Source organism: Kitasatospora sp. NPDC094015, from assembly GCF_040304075.1.
Lineage (GTDB): Bacteria > Actinomycetota > Actinomycetes > Streptomycetales > Streptomycetaceae > Kitasatospora.
In genome coordinates, this window is the sequence record NZ_JBEOUL010000027.1 from 70360 (window position 1) to 90917 (window position 20558).

General features: G+C 73.4%; 16 protein-coding genes. 15 read left to right on the plus strand and 1 reads right to left on the minus strand.

Annotated features, from left to right (window positions below):
- Window positions 1-71: 71 nt before the first annotated feature.
- Window positions 72-536 (minus strand): Lrp/AsnC family transcriptional regulator, encoded by a 465-nt coding sequence (locus ABT014_RS26730; RefSeq protein WP_350641747.1) that lies wholly within the window; start codon window positions 534-536, stop codon window positions 72-74.
- Window positions 537-1149: 613 nt separating this feature from the next.
- Between ABT014_RS26730 and ABT014_RS26735 the strand changes: the two genes are divergently transcribed.
- The 15 genes from ABT014_RS26735 (at window position 1150) to ABT014_RS26805 (ending at window position 20521) form a co-directional block, all read left to right on the plus strand.
- On the plus strand, window positions 1150-1653 hold the full coding sequence (locus tag ABT014_RS26735) for a universal stress protein (protein WP_350641748.1): 504 nt from the start codon (window positions 1150-1152) through the stop codon (window positions 1651-1653).
- Between the two features lie 43 nt (window positions 1654-1696).
- A complete protein-coding gene (locus tag ABT014_RS26740) occupies window positions 1697-2110 on the plus strand; it encodes a hypothetical protein (protein WP_350641749.1) in 414 nt (137 codons plus the stop codon).
- Between the two features lie 271 nt (window positions 2111-2381).
- A complete protein-coding gene (locus tag ABT014_RS26745) occupies window positions 2382-4319 on the plus strand; it encodes an APC family permease (RefSeq protein ID WP_350641750.1) in 1938 nt (645 codons plus the stop codon).
- A 264-nt stretch (window positions 4320-4583) separates the two neighbouring features.
- Entirely contained in the window at window positions 4584-6635 is a 2052-nt protein-coding gene (locus ABT014_RS26750; protein WP_350641764.1) for an APC family permease, read from the plus strand.
- Window positions 6636-6833: 198 nt separating this feature from the next.
- Window positions 6834-6971: a hypothetical protein gene (locus ABT014_RS26755; protein WP_350641751.1), complete on the plus strand. Its 138-nt coding sequence runs from the start codon at window positions 6834-6836 to the stop codon at window positions 6969-6971.
- The gene (kdpF, locus tag ABT014_RS26760) at window positions 6968-7057 is read left to right on the plus strand and encodes a K(+)-transporting ATPase subunit F (RefSeq protein ID WP_350641752.1); all 90 of its coding nucleotides are present in this window, start codon (window positions 6968-6970) and stop codon (window positions 7055-7057) included. The genes ABT014_RS26755 and kdpF overlap by 4 nt, the downstream gene beginning before the upstream one ends.
- Window positions 7058-7133: 76 nt before the next feature.
- A complete protein-coding gene (gene kdpA / locus ABT014_RS26765) occupies window positions 7134-8795 on the plus strand; it encodes a potassium-transporting ATPase subunit KdpA (protein WP_350641753.1) in 1662 nt (553 codons plus the stop codon).
- Window positions 8795-10897, plus strand: coding sequence for a potassium-transporting ATPase subunit KdpB (gene kdpB / locus ABT014_RS26770; RefSeq protein WP_350641754.1), 2103 nt, complete (start codon window positions 8795-8797; stop codon window positions 10895-10897). Before kdpA ends, kdpB begins: the two co-directional genes overlap by 1 nt.
- 19 nt (window positions 10898-10916) lie before the next feature.
- Complete coding sequence (gene kdpC / locus ABT014_RS26775; protein ID WP_350641755.1) at window positions 10917-11546, plus strand: K(+)-transporting ATPase subunit C; 630 nt, start codon at window positions 10917-10919, stop codon at window positions 11544-11546.
- Window positions 11547-11670: 124 nt separating this feature from the next.
- A complete protein-coding gene (locus ABT014_RS26780; RefSeq protein ID WP_350641756.1) occupies window positions 11671-14289 on the plus strand; it encodes an ATP-binding protein in 2619 nt (872 codons plus the stop codon).
- Between the two features lie 111 nt (window positions 14290-14400).
- The gene (locus ABT014_RS26785; protein WP_350641757.1) at window positions 14401-16368 is read left to right on the plus strand and encodes a PAS domain S-box protein; all 1968 of its coding nucleotides are present in this window, start codon (window positions 14401-14403) and stop codon (window positions 16366-16368) included.
- Window positions 16369-16594: 226 nt separating this feature from the next.
- The gene (gene argB / locus ABT014_RS26790) at window positions 16595-17542 is read left to right on the plus strand and encodes an acetylglutamate kinase (protein WP_350641758.1); all 948 of its coding nucleotides are present in this window, start codon (window positions 16595-16597) and stop codon (window positions 17540-17542) included.
- A 170-nt stretch (window positions 17543-17712) separates the two neighbouring features.
- Window positions 17713-19077 (plus strand): lysine N(6)-hydroxylase/L-ornithine N(5)-oxygenase family protein, encoded by a 1365-nt coding sequence (locus ABT014_RS26795; protein ID WP_350641759.1) that lies wholly within the window; start codon window positions 17713-17715, stop codon window positions 19075-19077.
- 62 nt (window positions 19078-19139) lie between these two features.
- Window positions 19140-19400 carry a phosphopantetheine-binding protein gene (locus ABT014_RS26800; protein ID WP_350641760.1) on the plus strand — a complete coding sequence of 87 codons (261 nt, stop codon included), beginning with the start codon at window positions 19140-19142 and terminating at the stop codon, window positions 19398-19400.
- A gap of 116 nt (window positions 19401-19516) precedes the next feature.
- The gene (locus ABT014_RS26805; protein ID WP_350641761.1) at window positions 19517-20521 is read left to right on the plus strand and encodes an ABC transporter substrate-binding protein; all 1005 of its coding nucleotides are present in this window, start codon (window positions 19517-19519) and stop codon (window positions 20519-20521) included.
- Window positions 20522-20558 lie beyond the last annotated feature (37 nt).

The following is a 20558-nucleotide window of genomic DNA, read 5'->3' on the forward strand; positions in this document are numbered from 1 at the left end:
CGCCCTTGACGCGGCTCTGACGCGCATCCCGGTGACCGGGGCCCGACCATGGGCACCCGGGCGGGCCCGGCTCAGCCCGCCGGACCTGCGGGTGCGACGGGGACGAGTCGGCGCAGGACCAGTTCCACGCGGACGGCGGCGCCGCAGCGCCGGAGCTCGGCGACGACGGCGTGCAGCTCCTGCTGGTCGATGCAGGCCAGGTGCAGTTCGAGGTCGGCCTCGCCGGCGAGGGCCAGTCCACCCTGCAGGGCGGGGATCCGGGCGGCCAGCTGGTCGAAGTCCAACGGGACCGGCCCGTGCCGCACCCGGGCGATCGCCTGCAACGGGCGGCCCAGGGCCCGCGGGTCGACCTCCGCGTGGACACCGGTGAGGACGCCGCGCCCGACCAGCCGCCGCAGCCGGGCGCCGACGGCCGCCTCGCTCAGGCGGAACCGGCGGGCGAGCGTGCTGGCCCGCGCCCGGCCGTCGACGCGCAGGGCCGACAGCAGCTGGAGGTCCACCTCGTCGAGCGCGGCCGGTGGACCGTCGCCGCTCACCGCGGGCGCCGCACGGCGGAGCGGGACGGGTCGTCGGGGGCGTCGGGCGGCGGTTCGCTACGGCTCACGGCTGGTGCTCCGGGTGACGGGACGCGGACGATGGACGGTGGACGGTGCCGCCCCGACGCTAGGCCGCACCGCCCGGTCCGACCGGCCCCCCTGACGCCTCGTTGACCTGCGGGGGCGGCCTCCTGACGGCACCTTGACCCGGTTCCGCTCCCGGGGCGACCCAGGGGAGGGGGAGGCGTCAGGACCGGAGCCCGGACCGTCAGGGGAACGTCAGGACGGGTCGGCGCGGGGCGTCTGTCGCGCTGGCGTCCTCGGCGAGGTGGCGGGCCGGCTCCGTGGGGGGAGTCCGGTACCGCCACCGCGGCGCCGGGTCGCGCTCCCCTCCGCACCACCGGGGGCGGGGCCGGGCGTCAGGGGAGCGTCAAGGACGCGGCGTCCCGCGTAGCCGGAGCGTTAAGGCCGCTGACACCGGCACCGACCGGGCGTCTACTGGATCCGAGGGCAGAACCGGAGTCGATCAGTGAATCGATCGGCAACCCGGGGACCATGCCAAGGAATCACAGGTCGAACGGCCTGTGGCGACGACCGAAGGAAGCGAAGCACCATGGCCGAGGACACCCGGGTCATCATCGGAGTCAGCGGATCGTCCGGCAACGCGGCGGCACTGTGCCGCGCGGTGGCGGAGGCCGAGCGCCGCGACAGCATCCTGGTGCCCGTCATCGCCTGGACGCCGCCCGGCGGCGAGGCCGCCTACCGCACCCGGCCGTGCCCGCCGCTGGCGAGGCTGTGGGAGCGGGCCGCCGCCGAGCGGCTCGACGCCGCCGTCGCCCGGGCCATCGGCGGCTACCCGGCGGGCCTGCGCGTCGAGCCGGTGGTGATCCGGGGCGAGGTCGGCCCGGCCCTGCTGGAGATCGCCGACCGGCCCGACGACCTCCTGGTGGTCGGCGCCGGCCGCCGCGGCCGGCTGAGCCGGATCCTGCACTCCTCGGTGGCCCGCCGTTGCCTGGCCCGCGCAGCCTGCACGGTGGTCGCCGTCCCGCCGTCCGGGTCGCCCGCCCTCCGTCCGGTCCGGGTGGAGGCCCCGCGCCCGGCCTCCCTGGCGGCCTGACGCCGCGTGACGCCGGCCCGGCGCCAGGAGGGGTGACAGGCGGATGAGGCTCTACCGCGCTCGCCCGGGACGGCGCTCGTACCGTCCGGTGGTCGACCGGCTCCCGGCCGACGGGTCGGCCGCGGTCGCCCTGGTCGGGTACGCGGCGCTGACCGTGCTGCTGTCCCTGGCCGGTGCGCAGCACCGGTACGGGGTGGCGGTCGGCGGCTTCGCCGCGCTCGGCGCCTGTCTCGGTGCGGTGTCCCGGCCGGCGGCGGCGCCGCTGATCGGCGGGGCCGGTTGGCTGTTCCTCAACGGCTTCGTGGTGCACCGCGCCGCCGCTCTGGGCTGGGACGGCGTGGGGCCCGAAGCGGCCCGCCTCGGCCTGCTCGCCATCACCGCGCTGGTGGCGTCGCTCCCTGCGGCCCTGCCCAGGCGCCGGGTCCGGGTGCAGCTGCTCGCCGTCCCGGGCGGCTGACCCCGTCGGCGCCGCCCGCCGAGCCCTGACCCCGAATCCTGATCCCGAGTCCTGTCCGGCCACGATCCCGCCCGGCGCCGCGTGCCACCGGCGCCGGGCGTCCGCGTGCCCGGGCGCCCGTGCGTCCGGCCGGACGCACGAATTCACGGCCGCGTCAGGACCGCGTCAGGGCGGGCGCCCCGGGCGTCAGGATCCCGTTCGGACCGCCGGCGCCCGCTCCCCGGGCGGGTCAGCATCCAGGCACGACGTTCGACCCACGGAGGTTCATCCCATGTTCGGTGCCATCGACGCGCCGCAGCCGACCCCGGCCGCCGGTGCGGCCGAGCCCCCCGATCCCGGCGCGCAGCCGATCCACGGCCCCGAGCAGCAGGCCGAGCCCCACGGCCCGGAGCACCACGGCCCCGAGCAGCACCACCCCGAGCAGCAGCGCGACAAGCTGAGCGCGGTCGGCGGTCTGGCGGCGCTCTCGCTCGACGCGATGGCCTCGGTGGCCTACGGCCCCGAGTCGATCGTGCTGGTGCTGGCCGCGGCCGGTGGTTACGGGCTGGGCTTCACCCTGCCGGTCACCGCGGCGATCGCGGTGCTGCTGGCGGTGCTGGTGGCCTCCTACCGCCAGGTGATCGCCGCGTTCCCGGACGGCGGCGGCTCGTACGCGGTCGCCAAGGCGCACCTGGGCCGGCGGGCCGCGCTGACGGCCGCCGCCTCGCTGGTGATCGACTACATCCTGAACGTCGCCGTCTCGGTCACCGCCGGGGTGGCCGCGCTGACCTCGGCCGTGCCGGGCCTGGCCGCGGACCGGGTCTGGCTGTGCCTGGGCGTGCTGGCCCTGGTCACCGCCGTCAACCTGCGGGGCATCGCCGAGTCCGCCCGCTGGTTCATGGTGCCGACCGCGGTCTTCGTGCTGTCGATCCTCGCGATCGTCGTCGTGGGGCTGTTCCGGGACGCGCCCGCGTCGACGGCGGCCGCCGCCGGGCACGCCTCCGCGCTGGCCGGTGGCGCCACCTCGGTCGGCGCGCTGCTGCTGCTGCTGAGAGCCTTCGCGGCCGGCTGCTCGGCGCTGACCGGGGTCGAGGCGGTGGCCAACGCCGTGCCGTCCTTCCGGGCGCCCCGGGTCCGGCGGGCCCAGCACACCGAGGTCGCGCTCGGCGGCCTGCTCGGGGTGATGCTGATCGGCCTGGCGGTGCTGATCGGCCGGTTCCACCTCCAGCCGGTCGAGGGGGTGACCGTGCTGGCCCAGCTCGCGGACGCCTCGCTCGGCCACGGCTTCGGCTTCTACCTGGTCCAGTTCGCCACCGTGGTCCTGCTCGGTCTGGCGGCCAACACCTCGTTCGGCGGCCTGCCGGTGCTGATGCGCCTGCTCGCCCGGGACAACCACCTGCCGCACGTGTTCGCCCTGCGCGCCGACCACCAGGTGCACCGGCACGGCGTCCTGTTCCTCGCACTGGTCTCCGGCGTCCTGCTGGTCGGCTCGGGCGGCGACGTCAACCGCCTCGTCCCGCTGTTCGCCATCGGGGTCTTCGTCGGCTTCACCATCTGCCAGATCGGCATGGTCAGGCACTGGAACCGGGAACGCGGGCCGGGATGGCGGGGCAAGGCACTGCTCAACGGCTTCGGCGCGTTTCTCACCGGGGTCGCCACGCTGGTGGTCACCGGGACGAAGTTCACCGAGGGAGCCTGGGGCATCTGCCTCGCGCTGCCGCTGATGGTGCTCCTGTTCGAGCTGGTCCACCGCACCTACCTGCGGATCGGCGCCCGGCTGGAGCTCGGCCGGGTGCCCGGCCCGGTCACCCGCCAGCGCTCGCTGGTGGTCGTCCCGGTGCACGCCATCACCCGGCTCACCCGGGAGGCGCTGAGCGCCGCGGCCTCGCTCGGGGACGAGGTGCTCGCCGTCACCGTGGTCCACACCGCGCCCGACCCGGAGGACCGCCGGGCCGCCGAGGCGCTGCGCCGGGACTGGGAGCTCTGGCGGCCCGGCGTGCCGCTGGTGGAGATCGCCGACGCCCACCGCCGGCTCGGCCGGCCGATCGCCGCCTTCGTCGGCGAGCTCGGCAGCGAGCGCGCCTACGACCGGATCACCGTGCTGATCCCCGAGGTGGAGCCCGCCCGGCTGTGGCAGCGCGTCCTGCAGAACCAGCGCGGCGCGGTGATCGACCGGGCGCTGCGCCGGCACAGCGACGCGGTGGTGTGCCGGCTGCGCCTGCGGATGTGACGACCGGCCGGGGCGGTATGTCCCTTTGGTAGCGGTATGGGGGGCGGGATCGCGATATCTTGACGATCCCTTAACGGCGGCCCGCAGCCCCCGGTACGTGCCGGTGGTCGGGCCCCGCTGACCGCTTTGACCTGCGGCGATACCGGCGGCGGCGGGCTCGGCGCGGCCCGTTGCGGGGGCCTTGCCGGTCCGCTCACGCGCCCTACGCTCGCCCGTGTGTTCAATCTGCCCCAGGCGCTGAAGCGCCTCGTCATCGGCCGGGCCATGCGCAGCGAGGAGCTGGGCGAGACCCTGCTCCCGAAGCGGCTGGCGCTGCCGATCTTCGCCTCCGACCCGCTGTCCTCGGTGGCGTACGCCACCCAGGAGATCCTGCTCGTCCTCACCGTCGGGGGCACCGCGTTCCTCTACCTCACCCCGTGGGTCGCGGCGGGCGTGGTGGCGCTGATGGTCGTCGTCGTCGCCTCCTACCGGCAGGTCGTGCACGCCTACCCGAGCGGCGGCGGCTCGTACGAAGTGGTGTCCCGCAACCTCGGCCCGAACTCCGGCCTGGTGGTCGCCGCCTCGCTGCTCGTCGACTACGTGATGACGGTCGCGGTGTCGGTCGCCTCCGGGGTGGACAACATCATCTCCGCGTTCAACGGCCTGGCCGACTACCGGGTGGCCATGGCGGTCGGCTTCGTGGCCCTGCTGATGGCGATGAACCTGCGCGGCGTCCGGGAGTCGGGCAACGCCTTCGCGGCGCCCACCTACCTGTTCATCGGTGGGATGCTGCTGATGATCGTCACCGGCCTGGTGCGGGTGGTGTTCGGTGACGCGCCGGTGGCGCCGAGCGCGGCCTTCGGGATCGCGCCGGAGCACGGCGGGGACTCGCTCGCCGGGCTCGGACTGCTGGTGCTGGCGCTGCGGGCGTTCGCCTCCGGCTGCACCGCGCTGACCGGGGTCGAGGCGATCTCCAACGGCGTCCCCGCGTTCCGGGCGCCCAAGTCGCGCAACGCGGCGACCACGATGGCGGTGATGGGCGGCACCGCCGTGGTGATGTTCGTCGGCGTCACCGCGCTGGCGCTGATCGCCAAGGTCCACTACGTCGACGACGCCTGCCGGTTGACCGGCCTGGCGGGGGACTGCGCGAACTACACCCAGCAGACCGTGATCGCCCAGCTGGCGTCCGCGGTCTTCGGCGGCAGCGACAGCATCCTGTTCTACCTGATCCAGGCCGCGACGGCGCTGGTGCTGATCCTGGCCGCGAACACCGCCTTCAACGGCTTCCCGCTGCTGGCCTCGATCCTCGCCGAACACCGTTACCTGCCACGGCAGATGCACACCCGCGGCGACCGCCTCGCGTTCTCCAACGGCATCATCGCGCTGGCCGTGGTCGCCGGCGCCCTGCTCTGGCTCTACGACGCCGACGTCACCAGCCTGATCCACCTGTACATCCTGGGCGTGTTCACCTCTTTCACGCTGTCCCAGATCGGCATGGTGAAGCACTGGAACCGGCTGCTGGCCGGACCGGCGCAGGGCGCGGTGCGCGCCGCCGCCCACCGCTCCCGCGTGATCAACGGGCTCGGCGCGGTCACCACCGCCCTGGTGCTGGTCATCGTGCTGCTCACCAAGTTCACCCAGGGCGCCTGGCTCGCCGTGGTCGCCGCCCTCGTGCTGTGGCTGATGATGCGCGGCATCCGCCGCCACTACGACACGGTGGCGGCCGAACTCGCCGTCGAGGACCCGCGCGCCGAGTCGGTCCGCCCGGCCAAGGTGCACGGCATCGTGCTGGTCTCCAAGCTGCACAAGCCGACCCTGCGCGCGCTGGGCTACGCCGAGGCGTTCCGCCCGGACACCCTGGAGGCCGTCACCGTCGAGGTCGAGAAGGACGCCACCGCCGAGCTGCGCGCGCAGTGGGAGGCGTACGGGATCCAGGTGCCGCTGACGGTGCTGGACTCCCCGTACCGCGAGATCACCCGGCCGGTGGTCTCCTACGTCCGGGCGGGGCGCCGCACCAGCCCGCGCGACGCCGTCGCGGTGTTCATCCCGGAGTACGTGGTCGGGCACTGGTGGGAGCACCTGCTGCACAACCAGTCGGCGCTCTGGCTGAAGAGCCGGCTGCTGTTCAGCTCCGGTGTGATGGTGATCAGCGTGCCCTGGCAGCTGGCCTCCGCGCCGCGCGCCGACCACCCGGCCCGCCGCGCCCCCGGCGCCGTGCGTCGCGGCGAGCCGAACCGTCCGGCGGCAGCCGCCGCGACCGCGGCCGAACCGGCCACCGAGCCCGCCGCCGAGCCGGCGCCCGGTGCGGAGGACCGCCAGGTCGCCGAACAGCTCTGACCCCCCGCCGCCGGCCCCGGACAGCACCCCGCTGTCCGGGGCCGGCGGCGTGTTCCGGCCGGATCGCACCCCGGCGGAGTAAGGCCGGCATCAAGGCCGCGTCAAGGTTGCCAGGGCGGCCGTATGGAGCGCGTCAGGAGCCGTCACACCGCTGCGACCAGCTGTTTTGCTGACTGAGCCGGTCCTTCGACCGGTGTCGTGACCGCCCCGACGGCGGCCGCGGCAAGGTTCGGAACCACCTGGGTGGAGCCCATGCTCGATCTCGTTTTCGTCGGCGTCACGGTCGTCGTGTTCGCCGTCATCGCCCTGCTGGCGCGGGGGGTGGAGAAGCTGTGAGCGCCGAGCACATCGCAGGTCTCCTCGTCGCCGTCGCGCTCGTCGGCTACCTCGTCGTGGCGCTGATCCACCCGGAGAAGTTCTGATCATGAGTGACCGAACCGAGCGAATCATGAGTGCGACCCCTGCCGGGGCCACCGCCGCGCGCGACGAGGTGGGGTCATGAGCTCCACCCTCGCGGGCTGGCTCCAGGCCCTCGCCCTGGTGGGCGCGCTGGCCCTGTGCTACCGCCCCCTCGGCGACTACATCGCCAAGCTGCTCACCTCCGCCAAGCACCTGAGAGCCGAACGCGGCCTCTACAAGCTGATCGGCGTCGACGGCGACGCCGATCAGCGCTGGCCGGTCTACCTGCGGTCGGTCCTGGCCTTCTCGGCCGTCTCGATCCTCTTCCTCTACGGCCTGATCCGCCTCCAGGGTCACCTGCTGCTGAACCTCGGCGTGCCCGAGATGGCGCCGCACCAGGCCTGGAACACCGCGATCTCGTTCACCACCAACACCAACTGGCAGTCCTACAGCGGCGAGTCCGCGATGGGCCACCTGGTGCAGATGGCCGGCCTCGCGGTGCAGAACTTCGTCTCCGCGGCCGTCGGCATCGCCATCGTGGCCGCGCTGATCCGCGGCTTCACCCGCAACCGCACCGACCGGGTCGGCAACTTCTGGGTGGACCTGACCCGGATCTGCCTGCGCCTGCTGCTGCCGATCTCGATCGTCTTCGCGCTGGTGCTGATGGCGGGCGGGGTGGTGCAGAACTTCCACGGCTTCCACGAGCTGACCACGCTGGCGGGCGACCCGCAGTCGATCCCGGGCGGGCCGGTGGCCTCGCAGGAGGTCATCAAGGAGCTGGGCACCAACGGCGGCGGCTTCTTCAACGCCAACTCGGCGCACCCGTTCGAGAACCCGAACGGCTTCACCAACTGGCTGGAGATCTTCCTGCTGCTGGTGATCTCCTTCTCGCTGCCGCGGACCTTCGGCCGGATGGTCGGCGACCACCGCCAGGGGTACGCGATCGTCGCGGTGATGGCCCTGTTCTGGGTGGCCTCGGCCGCGCTGATCACCTTCGCCGAGTCCCAGCACTCCGGTGCCGCGCTGCAGGCCGCCGGCGGGGCGATGGAGGGCAAGGAACAGCGCTTCGGCGTCGCCGCCTCCAGCCTGTTCGCCGCCTCCACCACGCTCACCTCGACCGGTGCGGTGAACTCCTTCCACGACTCGTTCACGCCGTTCGGCGGCGGGCTGACCATCTTCAACATGATGCTCGGCGAGATAGCACCCGGCGGTACCGGCTCCGGCCTGTACGGGATGCTGATCCTGGCGATCGTGGCGGTGTTCGTGGCGGGCCTGATGGTCGGCCGCACCCCGGAGTACCTGGGCAAGAAGCTCGGCGGCCGGGAGATGAAGTTCGCCTCCCTCTACATCCTGACGACCCCGACGATCGTGCTGATCGGCACCGGTGCGGCGATGGCGCTGCCCGGTGAGCGGGCCGGGATGCTCAACTCCGGACCGCACGGCTTCTCCGAGGTGCTGTACGCGTTCACCTCGGCCGCCAACAACAACGGGTCGGCGTTCGCCGGCATCACCGTGAACACCCCGTGGTACGACACGGCACTGGGCCTGGCGATGGTGCTCGGCCGGTTCCTGCCGATGGTGTTCGTGCTGGCCCTCGCCGGTTCGCTGGCGCGGCAGCAGCCGGTCCCCGCCACCCCGGGCACCCTGCCCACCCACAAGCCGCTGTTCGTGGGCCTGCTGTCGGGCGTCGTCCTGATCGTCGTCGGCCTCACCTACTTCCCGGCCCTGGCCCTCGGGCCGATCGCGGAAGGTCTCCACTGATGTCGTCCACCGTTACCCCGCCCGCCCCCGCGGTGCCCGCTGCCGAGCCGGCTCCGCACAGAGTCTCCGGCGGCCTGCTCGACCCGAAACTGATCGTCAGGTCCCTGCCGGACGCCGTGCGCAAGCTCGACCCCCGGGTCATGGTCAAGAACCCGGTGATGTTCGTGGTCGAGGTCGGCTCGGTGGTCACCACCGTGTCCGCCGTCGCCGACCCGTCGGTGTTCGCCTGGGCGATCACCGTCTGGCTCTGGCTGACCACCGTGTTCGCCAACCTGGCCGAGGCGGTGGCCGAGGGCCGCGGCAAGGCCCAGGCCGACACGCTGCGCCGGACGAAGACCGAGAGCGTCGCCCGTCGACTGGTCGACTGGCCCGCCTCGCCGGCCGAGGAGGAGGTGCCCGGCACCGCGCTGCGGCTCGGCGACCACGTGGTGGTCGAGGCCGGCGGGATCATCCCCGGCGACGGTGACGTCGTCGAAGGCGTCGCCAGCGTCGACGAGTCGGCGATCACGGGCGAGTCCGCGCCGGTGATCCGCGAGTCCGGCGGCGACCGCTCGGCCGTGACCGGCGGCACGAAGGTGCTGTCCGACCGGATCGTGGTGAAGATCGCCTCCGAGCCCGGCAAGTCCTTCATCGACCGCATGATCGCGCTGGTCGAGGGCGCCGCCCGGCAGAAGACCCCGAACGAGATCGCCCTCAACATCCTGCTGGCGTCCCTCACCATCGTCTTCCTGATCGCGGTGGTCACCCTGCAGCCGATGGCGACCTTCGCCGGCGCCCCGCAGTCGATGATCGTGCTGGTCGCGCTGATCGTCGCGCTCATCCCGACCACGATCGGCGCGCTGCTCTCGGCGATCGGCATCGCGGGCATGGACCGGCTGGTGCAGCGCAACGTGCTCGCCATGTCGGGCCGCGCGGTCGAGGCCGCGGGGGACGTGAACACCCTGCTGCTGGACAAGACCGGCACCATCACCCTCGGCAACCGGCAGGCCGCCGAGTTCCTCCCGGCCGAGGGCGTCACCGTGGCCGACCTGGCGGACGCCGCCCAGCTGTCCTCGCTCGCGGACGAGACCCCCGAGGGCCGTTCGATCGTCGTGCTCGCCAAGACCGGGTACGGCCTGCGGGCCCGCGCCCAGGGTGAGTTGGCGCACGCCACCTGGGTGCCGTTCACCGCGCAGACCCGGATGTCGGGCGTCGACGTCGACGGCAAGCAGGTCCGCAAGGGCGCGGCCGGTTCGGTCGCCGCCTGGGTGACGGACAACGGCGGCCGGGTCGCCCCCGACGTCGCGCAGCTGGTCGACGGGATCTCCGCCGCCGGCGGGACCCCGCTGGTGGTCGCCGAGCGGGACGGCGAGCGGGCCCCCCGCGTCCTGGGGGTGATCCACCTCAAGGACGTGGTCAAGGAGGGCATGCGCGAGCGCTTCGACGAGCTGCGCCGGATGGGCATCAGGACCGTCATGATCACGGGAGACAACCCGCTGACGGCCAGGGCGATCGCGCAGGAGGCGGGGGTGGACGACTTCCTCGCCGAGGCCACGCCCGAGGACAAGATGGCCCTGATCAAGAAGGAGCAGGCCGGCGGCAAGCTGGTCGCGATGACCGGCGACGGCACCAACGACGCCCCGGCCCTCGCCCAGGCCGACGTCGGCGTGGCGATGAACACCGGCACCATGGCGGCCAAGGAGGCCGGCAACATGGTGGACCTGGACTCCAACCCCACCAAGCTGATCGAGATCGTCGAGATCGGCAAGCAGCTCCTGATCACCCGCGGCGCGCTCACCACCTTCTCGATCGCCAACGACGTCGCCAAGTACTTCGCGATCATCCCCGCGATGTTCGCCGGGGTCTACCCGGGCCTGCGCCACCTCAACGTCATGGGCCTGCACAGCCCGACCTCGGCGATCACCTCGGCGATCGTCTTCAACGCCCTGGTCATCGTCGGCCTCATCCCGCTCGCCCTGCGCGGCGTCAAGTACCGCCCCTCGGACGCCAGTTCGCTGCTGCGCCGCAACCTCGCGGTGTACGGCCTGGGCGGTCTGGTGGTGCCGTTCGTCGGCATCAAGGCGATCGACCTGATCATCCAGTTCATCCCCGGCCTGAGCTGAGACGGAGGAAACAGCCACCATGCCCAAGCCACTGCCCACCTCCGTACGGACCCACCTCACCGCGCTGCGGATGCTGCTGGTGCTCACGGTGATCCTCGGCATCGCCTACCCGCTGCTGGTCACCGGCGTCGGCCAGGCCGCGTTCGGCGCCAAGGCCAACGGCTCGATCGTCAGCTCGCAGGGCAAGGAGATCGGGTCCAGCCTGCTCGGCCAGACCTACGACCTGCCCAAGCAGAACCCCGACGACCCGAACGAGCAGGCGCAGCCCGACCCGAAGTGGTTCCAGCCCCGGCCCTCCGCGTACGGCTACGACCCGAAGACCTCCGGCGCCTCCAACCTCGGTCCGAACGACGAGGCGCTGGCCCGGTCGGTCGCGGAGCGCCGCGCCCAGGTCGCCGCGTTCGACGGCGTCGACCCGGCGAGCGTCCCGGTGGACGCGGTCACCGCCTCCGGTTCGGGTCTGGACCCGCACATCTCCCCGGCGTACGCCGAGGAGCAGGTCGCCCGGGTCGCCAAGGCCCGGAACCTGCCGGTGGACGCCGTCGAGAAGCTGGTCCACCGGTACACCGAGAGCCGCTCGCTCGGCTTCCTCGGCCAGCAGGGCGTCAACGTCGTCCTCCTCAACAAGGCCGTCGGCGAGACGCGATGACCTCCGCCGGCTGACCGGGCCGGCCCGGGTACGGGGAGCGCCCCCGTACCCGGGCCGGCCCGGCCGCCGCACCCGCGCAGCGGTGACGACCCGACAGCAACGATCCCAGGAGAGAACAGCGCCCATGCCCCGCGACCTCACCCTCGGCAGCCGCGGACGGCGCGGCCGGCTGCGGGTCTACCTCGGCTCGGCGCCGGGCGTCGGCAAGACGTACCGGATGCTCGACGAGGCCCGGCGCAGACGGGACCGCGGCGCGGACGTGGTGGTCGGCTTCATCGAGTGCCACGGCCGCCGGCACACCGAGTCCATGCTCGACGGACTGGAGGTGGTGCCGAGAGCGAGCCGGACCTACCGGGGGAGCGGGTTCACCGAGATGGACCTCGACGCGATCCTGGCGCGCCGGCCGGCGGTGGTCCTGGTGGACGAACTCGCCCACACCAACGTGCCCGGCGGGCGCCACGCCAAGCGCTGGCAGGACGTCGAGGACCTGCTGGCCGCCGGGATCGACGTGATCACCACCGTGAACGTCCAGCACCTGGAGTCGCTCAACGACGTGGTCCGCAAGATCACCGGCACCCCGCAGCGCGAGACCGTCCCCGACGAGGTGGTCCGCCGGGCCGACCAGCTCGAACTCGTCGACATGGCACCCCAGGCCCTCCGGCGCCGGATGGCGCACGGCAACGTCTATCAGGCGGAGAAGGTGGACGCGGCGCTCGCCAACTACTTCCGGGTCGGCAATCTGACGGCGCTGCGGGAACTCGCCCTGCTCTGGGTCGCCGGCCGGGTCGACGAAGGCCTGCGCGACTACCGGGCCACCCACAACATCGACCGGGTCTGGGAGGCCCGCGAACGGGTCGTGGTCGCCCTCACCGGCGGCCCCGAGGGGGAGACCCTGATCCGCCGGGCCGCCCGGATCGCCGACCGGACTGCCGGCGGCGACCTGCTCGCCGTCCACGTCACCCGCTCCGACGGCCTCGCGGGCGCCTCCCCGGGCAACCTGGCCGAGCAGCGCCGCCTGGTGGAGGCCCTCGGTGGCAGCTACCACGTGGTGGTCGGTGACGACATCCCGACCGCGCTGCTGGCCTTCGCCCGCGCCCACGACGCGACCCAACTGGTGCTCGGCACCAGCCGCCGCGGCCGCACCAGCCGGTTCCTCACCGGGCCCGGCATCGGCGAGACCACCGTGGACGGCTCCGAGGACATCGACGTCCACATGGTCACCCACGCCTTCACCGGACGCGGCCGGCTGCCCTCGCTGGGGCGGCGCCACTCCGGCCGGCGCACCGCGGCGGGGTTCGCCTCGGGGCTGGTGCTGCCGTTCCTGCTCACCGCGGGCCTCTCCCGGTCGCACGCGCTGAACCTGACCACGGTCGCGCTGATCTTCCAGCTCGGCGTGGTTGCGGTCGCCCTGCTCGGCGGGGCGCTCTCCGCGCTGCTGGCCGCGCTGGTCGCCTCGCTGCTGCTGAACTACTACTTCATCCCGCCCGTCCACACCTTCACCATCGCCGAGCCCAACAACGTGCTCGCCCTGGTGGTCTTCGCGCTGGTCGCGCTCACCGTCTCCACCGTGGTCGACCGCGCCTCCAAGCTCACCAGCCGCGCGGCCCGGGCCACCGCGGAGGCCGAGACCCTCTCCACGCTCGCCGGCAGCGTCCTGCGCGGCGCCGACGCCCTGCCCGCCCTGCTGGAGAAGTCCCGTACCGCCTTCGGCATGGACTCCGTCGCGCTGCTCGACCGCACCGGCGGCCAGGTCCTCGCGCGCAGCGACGGTGACGGCGGCGGCGACCCGGGGCCGGCCGGCCGGGCCGCCCGGGAGGTCACCGAAGTCCCGTCCGGCCCGGGCGCGTTGCTGGTCCTGACCGGCCGCCGGCTGCCCGCGGCGGACCAGCGGGTCCTGGCGGCGTTCGCCGCGCACGTCGCCGCCGCGCTGGAACGGGACCGGCTCGCCACCGCCGCCGCCGAGGTCGAGCCGATCAGGGCCGCCGACCGGATGCGCACCGCCCTGCTCGCCGCCGTCAGCCACGACCTGCGCACCCCGCTGGCCGCCGCCCTCGCCTCGATCGGCTCGCTGCGCAGCCCCGACGTGGAGTTCTCCGCCGAGGACCGGGACGAACTCCTCACCCTCGCCGACGAATCGCTGGTCAGGCTCACCCGCCTGGTGGACAACCTGCTGGACATGAGCCGCCTCCAGGCCGGCGCGCTCACCCTGCACCTGGCGCCCACCCACCTCGACGAGGTGCTGCCCGGGGTGATGGAGTCGCTGGCCGACCCCGACGCGCCGGTCCAGCCGCTCGACCTCGACAGCGCGCCCGCCGTCCTGGCCGATCCGCCGCTGCTGGAGCGCGTGCTGGCCAACGTCATCACCAACGCGCTGCGCCACAACGCCCCCGGGGCGCCGGTGCTGGTCACCGCCAGCAGCCTTCCCGAGCCCGCGGGCGGGGGCGGCCCCGCGGACCGGTTCGTGGAGATCCGGGTGGTCGACCGCGGCCCCGGCATCCCGCCCGAGCACCGGGAGGACGTCTTCCTGCCGTTCCAGCGCCTCGGCGACACCGACAACACCACCGGCGTCGGCCTCGGCCTCGCGCTGTCCCGCGGCCTGGCCGAGGCGATGGGCGGCACCCTCGACGTCGAGGACACCCCGGGCGGGGGCACCACCATGCTGCTGGTCCTCCCGGCCGCCGAACTCCCGGCCGCGGAACTCCCGGCCGCCGACCCCCGCCCGGGGCCGACGCCCGATGAGTAAACGGAGCGGATCCGGTCGGGAACGGGCACAAACGGTCTGGAACCATCCATTCCGCATGTGTTTCCGCACACGGCTCCACCCGGCGCCGCCGCCTCACTAGCGTCCTCTCCCATGGTCGCCGCACGCAGTCACCAGGTTGACGGACCCTCGGACCGGGGTGCCGTCGGCACCGTCGCGCTCCCCGCGCAGGGCGCCGCCCCCGACCGGGACATGGCCGAACTGCGCGCCGCCGAGGAACGGTTCCGCGGGCTGCTGGAGTCCGCGCCGGACGCCATGGTGATCGTGGACGACCGCGGGGTGATCCGGCTGGTCAACGCGCAGACCGAGGCGCTGTTCGGCTACCGCCGCGACGAGCTGCTCGGCCGTCCGGTGGAGGCGCTGCTGCCCGAGCGCTTCCGGGCCCACCACCCGCGCCACCGCAGCGGCTACACCGTCACCCGGCGCACCCGCCCGATGGGTTCCGGACTCGACCTGTACGGGCTGCGCCGGGACGGCACCGAGTTCCCGGTGGAGATCAGCCTCAGCCCGCTGGAGACCGCCGAGGGCCTGCTGGTCTCCGCCGCCATCCGCGACGTCAGCGACCGCAAGGCGGCCGAGGCCCGGATCAGCGAGCTCGCCGCGCTGGTCGAGTCCTCCCAGGACGCGATCATCACCCACACCCTGGACGGCCTGATCACCTACTGGAACGCCGCCGCCCAACGCCTGTACGGCTACGGCCCGCAGGAGGCGACCGGCCGGCACATCGACACGCTCGCCCCGCCGGACCTCAAGGACGAGGTGAGCACCCTGCTGGAGCGGCTGGCCCGCGGCGAGCGGGTGGAGAACCACGAGTCGCTGCGGCTGGCCGCCGGCGGGCGGCTGCTGGACGTGGACGTCACGCTCTGGCCCACCCGGGACCAGTACGGGACGCTGTGCGGCGCCTCCGCGATCGTCCGGGACGTCGGCGACCGCAAGCGGGCCGAGCTGGAGCTGACCAGGCTCTACGAGCAGCAGCGGCACATCGCGCTCACCCTGCAGCGCAGCCTGATGGGCTCGCCGCCGGAGATCCCCGGGATGCGCACCGCCAGCCGCTACCTGGCCTCGACCGAGGGGGCCGGGGTCGGCGGCGACTGGTTCGACCTGGTGCCGCTCGGCGCCGGGCGGATCGGCGCGATCGTCGGCGACGTGATGGGCCGGGGGCTGGAGGCCGCCGCCGTGATGGGGCAACTGCGCTCCGCGGCGCACGCGCTGGCCAAGACCGGGATGCCGCCGCGGCAGCTGATGCAGGCCCTGGACGCGGTGGTGGCCGACCTGCCGGACCAGCTGGTCACCTGCTGCTACCTGGTGATCGACCCGGACGCCGGCGAGGTGGCGATCTGCTCGGCCGGCCACCTGCCGGCGCTGCTGGTCTCCCCGGACAACACGGTGCGCGAGCTGCTCGCCCCGGTCGGGGTGCCGCTCGGGGTGGGCGAGGTCCCGCACCGCCAGACCACGCTGCCCGTCCCGCCCGGCTCCACGCTGGTGCTCTACACCGACGGTCTGGTGGAGACGCCGGAGAGCGACCTCGGGATCCAGCTCTGCTCGCTGGCGGACGAGTTGGCGCGGGCGTTCACCCGGACACCCGATCTGGAGGTGGTCGCCGACCGGGTGCTGCGGGCCATGCTGCCCGGTACGGACCGTTACCCGGACGACGTCACCCTGCTGCTCGCGCACCTGCCGGCGCCCCCGCTGGCCACCGCCGCGCTGGAGCTGCCCGCGCTCGCCCGGTCCGCCGCCGAGGGCCGCCGCTTCCTGCGGGACGGCCTGCGCTCCTGGGGGTGCGCGGAGGCCGAGGACACCGTCTGCCTGCTCAGCTCCGAGCTGATCGCCAACGCCGTCCGGCACGCCCGCGGCCCGATCGGGCTGCGACTGCACCGCACGGCCCGGGAGTTGACGGTCGAGGTCTCCGACACCAGCCCGGCGCTGCCGGTGCCGCGGCTCGCCGGACGGTCCAGCGAGGACGGCCGGGGCCTGAGCCTGGTGGAGGTGCTCGCCCGCAGCTGGGGCGCCCGCCCGACCGCCACCGGGAAGACCGTCTGGTTCACCGTCGACCTCGGCTGAGCCCCAGGGCCCGTCGCCGGGGGCGGCCGCGGCGGCCGCTCGACCGGAGCCGGCCACGACCCGGGTGGTGACGAGGTGGGATCGACCTATGTAAGGTAAACCTTGCCTAATACGGTCCCGGGAGTCGGGGCCGCCGCCGCACCGGCCCTGTGAAGGGGTGGCGCGGGGGCGCGGGTGACGGCGCAGGCGGTGCGCCGTGGCGGACTTCCTGAACTCTGGGGGACCAGTGAGCAGTCGCCTGGGCGCGCACCGGGACGGGCCGCGGCATGCCCGCGGGCTGCTGGCGGCACTGCCGTCGCTCGAGCGCTTCCGCGGCCGGACCGTGGTGGTGAAGTTCGGCGGCAACGCCATGGTGGACGAGGACCTCAAGGCGGCCTTCGCCCAGGACGTGGTCTTCCTGCGGTACGCCGGGCTGCACCCGGTCGTGGTGCACGGCGGCGGCCCGCAGATCAGCGCCCAACTGGCCCGGCAGGGGCTGGCCTCGACCTTCACCGCGGGCCTGCGGGTGACCACGCCGGAGACCATGGACGTGGTGCGGATGGTGCTGGCGGGTCAGGTGCAGCGTGAGCTGGTCGGCCTGCTGAACGCGCACGGTCCGTTCGCGGTCGGGATGACCGGCGAGGACGCCCACACCATGACAGCGGTGAAGCGGTACGCCGTGGTGGACGGCGAGCAGGTGGACATCGGCCTGGTCGGCGACATCGTCGGCATCGACACCGCCGTGCCCAGGGCGCTGCTCGCCAACGGCCGGATCCCGGTGATCTCCTCGATCGCGCGCGGCGCCGACGGGAACGTCTACAACGTCAACGCCGACACCGCGGCCGCCGCGCTGGCGGTGGCGCTGGGCGCCGAGATGCTGGTGATGCTCACCGACGTGGAGGGCCTGTACGCGGACTGGCCGCGTTCGGACCGGGTGATCCGCCGGCTGGCCGCGACCGAACTCGCCGACCTGCTCCCGGGGTTGGCGAGCGGCATGCTGCCCAAGATGGAGGGCTGCCTGCGGGCGGTGCGCTCCGGTGTGGGCAGCGCCCGGGTGCTGGACGGCCGGGTGCGGCACGGTCTGCTGCGCGCATTCGCCGGCCCGGGAGCCGGCACGGAGGTCGTGCCGGACGCCGCCGCGGCGGTCGCCGAGCCGGGCCCCGAGGCCGTTCCGGTGCTGGTCGGACGGCCTTGAGTGCAGGTCGAGCGGTTCGCTGCGTGTGCGGAGCGAATTTGACTCCCTCTCGCGAATCGTAGAAGTTAGGTAAGCCTTACCTTGTAGTGGTGCGTCGGTGCCTGGCCCGGTCGGTCGGGGGGCGGACGCTCCGACGGGCCGATCTGCAAGCAGTCAACGGAAGGACGAGCATGTCGCGCGACAACGGCGCAATCGATCGAGGCGACGGGCCCGACGACCTGGTGGGCATCGGCTTCGGCCCGGCCAACCTGGCGCTGGCCATCGCGATCGACGACCACAACCGCCGCGACCCCGAGCAGGCGCTCCAGGTCCGGTTCGTGGAGCAGCAGGAACGCTTCGGCTGGCACCGCGGCATGCTGCTGGAGGGGGCCACCATGCAGGTGTCCTTCCTCAAGGACCTGGTCACCATGCGCGACCCCCGCAGCCGCTTCACCTTCCTGACGTACCTGCAGGAGCGCGGCCGGCTGGCCGACTTCATCAACCAGAAGAGCTTCTACCCGACCCGCCTGGAGTTCCACGACTACCTCGAGTGGTGCGCCGCCGAGTTCGGCGCCTGGACCGGCTACGGCCGGCGCGTGGTCGAGGTCCGCCCGGTCGAGACCGGCGGCCGGGTCGAGCTGGTCGAGGTGGTCTCCGAGGCGGTCGCCGGACCGGCCGACCGCCGGGTCCACCGGGCGCGCAACATAGCCGTCGGCACCGGCCTCAAGCCGCGCCTGCCCGCCGGCGTCAGCGCCGGCGAGCGCGTCTGGCACACCCGCGACCTGCTGTTCCGCGCACCGGAGCTGGCCGAGCAGGGCGAACTGCGCCACCGCCGCTTCACCGTGGTGGGCGCCGGACAGTCGGCCGCCGAGGCCGTCGAGTACCTGCACCGCACCTTCCCCGACGCCGAGATCTGCGCCGTGGTCGGCCGCTACGGCTACAGCCCGGCGGACGACAGCCCGTTCGCCAACCGGATCTTCGACCCGGCCGCCGTGGACGAGTTCTACGCCGCGCCGGACGAGACCAAGCGCGCCCTGCTCGACTACCACGCCAACACCAACTACTCGGTGGTGGACGGCGATCTCATCGAGCAGCTGTACCGGACGGTGTACCAGGAGAAGGTCAGCGGCCGGGAGCGGCTGCGGATCCTCAACGCCACCCGGCTGACCGGGGTCGAGCACACCGCCGACGGCGCCCGCGCCGCGGTCCGCTCGCTGACCACCGGCGTGGAGAGCGTGCTGGAGTCGGACGCCGTGGTGCTGGCCACCGGCTACACCCACGTCGACCCGCGGGAGCTGCTCGGCCCGCTCGGCGAGGCCTGCCACACCGACGAGCTGGGCCGGCTCCGGGTCGACCGCGACCACCGGATCCTGACGGCGGACCACGTCGACGTGGGCATCTACCTCCAGGGCGGCACCGAGCACACCCACGGCATCACCTCCTCGCTGCTCTCCACCCTGGCCGTGCGCTCCGGGGAGATCTGCGACTCGCTGCTGCTGCGCCACACCGGCCGCCAGCTGCGGGCCGAGGACGCCCAGCTCGGCATCGCCGGCTGAGCCGGCCCGCACCCGGCCGACCCCCCAGCACGCCAGCCCCCGGAACCGAACGGACCACCGGCATGACCGACAGCACCACCACCGGCCCGCTGGGCCTGGACCCCGACAGCCTGCGGGCCGACCTCGCCGACATCCTCGGCGAGCGGCCCGAGGACATCGGTGACGACGACGACCTGCGCGACCTGGGCCTCGACTCGATCCGGCTGATGAGCCTGGTCGAGCTCTGGCGGGCCCGCGGCGCCAAGGCCGAGTTCGCCGACCTGGCCGACCTCGGCCAGGCCCCCACCGTCCGGGCCTGGTCCGCCTACCTGCTCGGTCACTGACCGCACCCCCCACTGACCGCACCCCCCACCGACCCGGTGGCCGACGGCCCGTCCGGAACGGCGCGCCCGGCCGCCGTACACCGCTGCGCAGACCCGCGTCACCCCTGAGGAGAACCATGAACACCCGTGTCCTGTCGACCCGCAACGTCAGACTCGCCGCCGCCGCCTCGGCCGTGGCCATGCTCGCGCTGACGGCGTGCGGCTCCGACGGCGGCAGCAAGGACTCCGCGCCGGCCGCCAAGGACGGCAGCAGCGCCCCGGCCGCCTCCGGCCCGAAGGTCGTCGAGGCCACCAACGGCAAGGTCACCGTCCCCGCCGACGTCAAGCGGGTCGTTGGCATCTCGTACGCCACCGGCGCGCTGCTCGACCTCGGCGTGCAGCCGGTCGGCACCAGCACCATCGACGAGAACAACCCGATGGAGCTGCTGCCCTCGCAGACCGAGGCCGCGAAGAAGATCGAGCCGATCGGCTCCGGCATCGAGATCAACATCGAGAAGGTCGCCTCCCTCAAGCCCGACCTGATCGTGGTCGAGGGCGCCACCGCCTTCGACTGGGGCGTCAAGAAGCTCGAAGGCATCGCCCCCACCCTGTACTTCGGCGTCGACAAGCCGGTCGACCTGCTGAACGCGCAGGAGAAGATCGCCACCGCGGTGGGCAAGGAGGCCGAGTTCAAGAAGCTGAAGTCGGACTACGACGCCAAGGCCGCGAAGATCAAGACCGACTACGCCGCCAAGCTCAACACCGTCAAGTGGAGCGTCGCCTCCTCCTACGGCGGCGGCGAGTTCCTGGTCGACACCAGCAGCTCCTGGGTCGGCCGCGTGCTGAAGGACGCCGGCGCCACCTTCTCCCAGGCGTCCACCGACCCGGCCGAGCACGAGGTCACCTACTCGACCGAGAAGCTCGACGTGCTGGCCGACGCCGACGTGATCCTGGTGCCGCGGATGGCCGCCACCGGCGAGGTCCCGCAGGACACCAAGGACCTGGACAAGCAGCCCTCCTGGAAGAACCTCAAGGCCGTCCAGGCCAACAAGGTGCTGCCGATCACCTACGCCACCACCGACCGGTACGGCACCTCGATCGACGTGCTGAACCAGATCGAGACCATCCTCAAGGGCCTCTAGCCCCCGCGTCCGGGCGGCCGCCGCGCCACCGCCGGCG

Excerpts from the sequence above, each read along its gene's own strand:
- ABT014_RS26785 (WP_350641757.1), top strand. The coding sequence starts at position 14,401 with ATGGTCGCCGCACGCAGTCACCAGGTTGACGGACCCTCGGACCGGGGT.
- ABT014_RS26735 (WP_350641748.1), top strand. The coding sequence starts at position 1,150 with ATGGCCGAGGACACCCGGGTCATCATCGGAGTCAGCGGATCGTCCGGC.
- kdpA (WP_350641753.1), top strand. The coding sequence starts at position 7,134 with ATGAGCTCCACCCTCGCGGGCTGGCTCCAGGCCCTCGCCCTGGTGGGC.
- ABT014_RS26745 (WP_350641750.1), top strand. The coding sequence starts at position 2,382 with ATGTTCGGTGCCATCGACGCGCCGCAGCCGACCCCGGCCGCCGGTGCG.
- kdpC (WP_350641755.1), top strand. The coding sequence starts at position 10,917 with ATGCCCAAGCCACTGCCCACCTCCGTACGGACCCACCTCACCGCGCTG.
- ABT014_RS26795 (WP_350641759.1), top strand. The coding sequence starts at position 17,713 with ATGTCGCGCGACAACGGCGCAATCGATCGAGGCGACGGGCCCGACGAC.
- ABT014_RS26750 (WP_350641764.1), top strand. The coding sequence starts at position 4,584 with ATGCGCAGCGAGGAGCTGGGCGAGACCCTGCTCCCGAAGCGGCTGGCG.
- ABT014_RS26805 (WP_350641761.1), top strand. The coding sequence starts at position 19,517 with ATGAACACCCGTGTCCTGTCGACCCGCAACGTCAGACTCGCCGCCGCC.
- ABT014_RS26780 (WP_350641756.1), top strand. The coding sequence starts at position 11,671 with ATGCCCCGCGACCTCACCCTCGGCAGCCGCGGACGGCGCGGCCGGCTG.
- ABT014_RS26800 (WP_350641760.1), top strand. The coding sequence starts at position 19,140 with ATGACCGACAGCACCACCACCGGCCCGCTGGGCCTGGACCCCGACAGC.
- ABT014_RS26740 (WP_350641749.1), top strand. The coding sequence starts at position 1,697 with ATGAGGCTCTACCGCGCTCGCCCGGGACGGCGCTCGTACCGTCCGGTG.
- kdpB (WP_350641754.1), top strand. The coding sequence starts at position 8,795 with ATGTCGTCCACCGTTACCCCGCCCGCCCCCGCGGTGCCCGCTGCCGAG.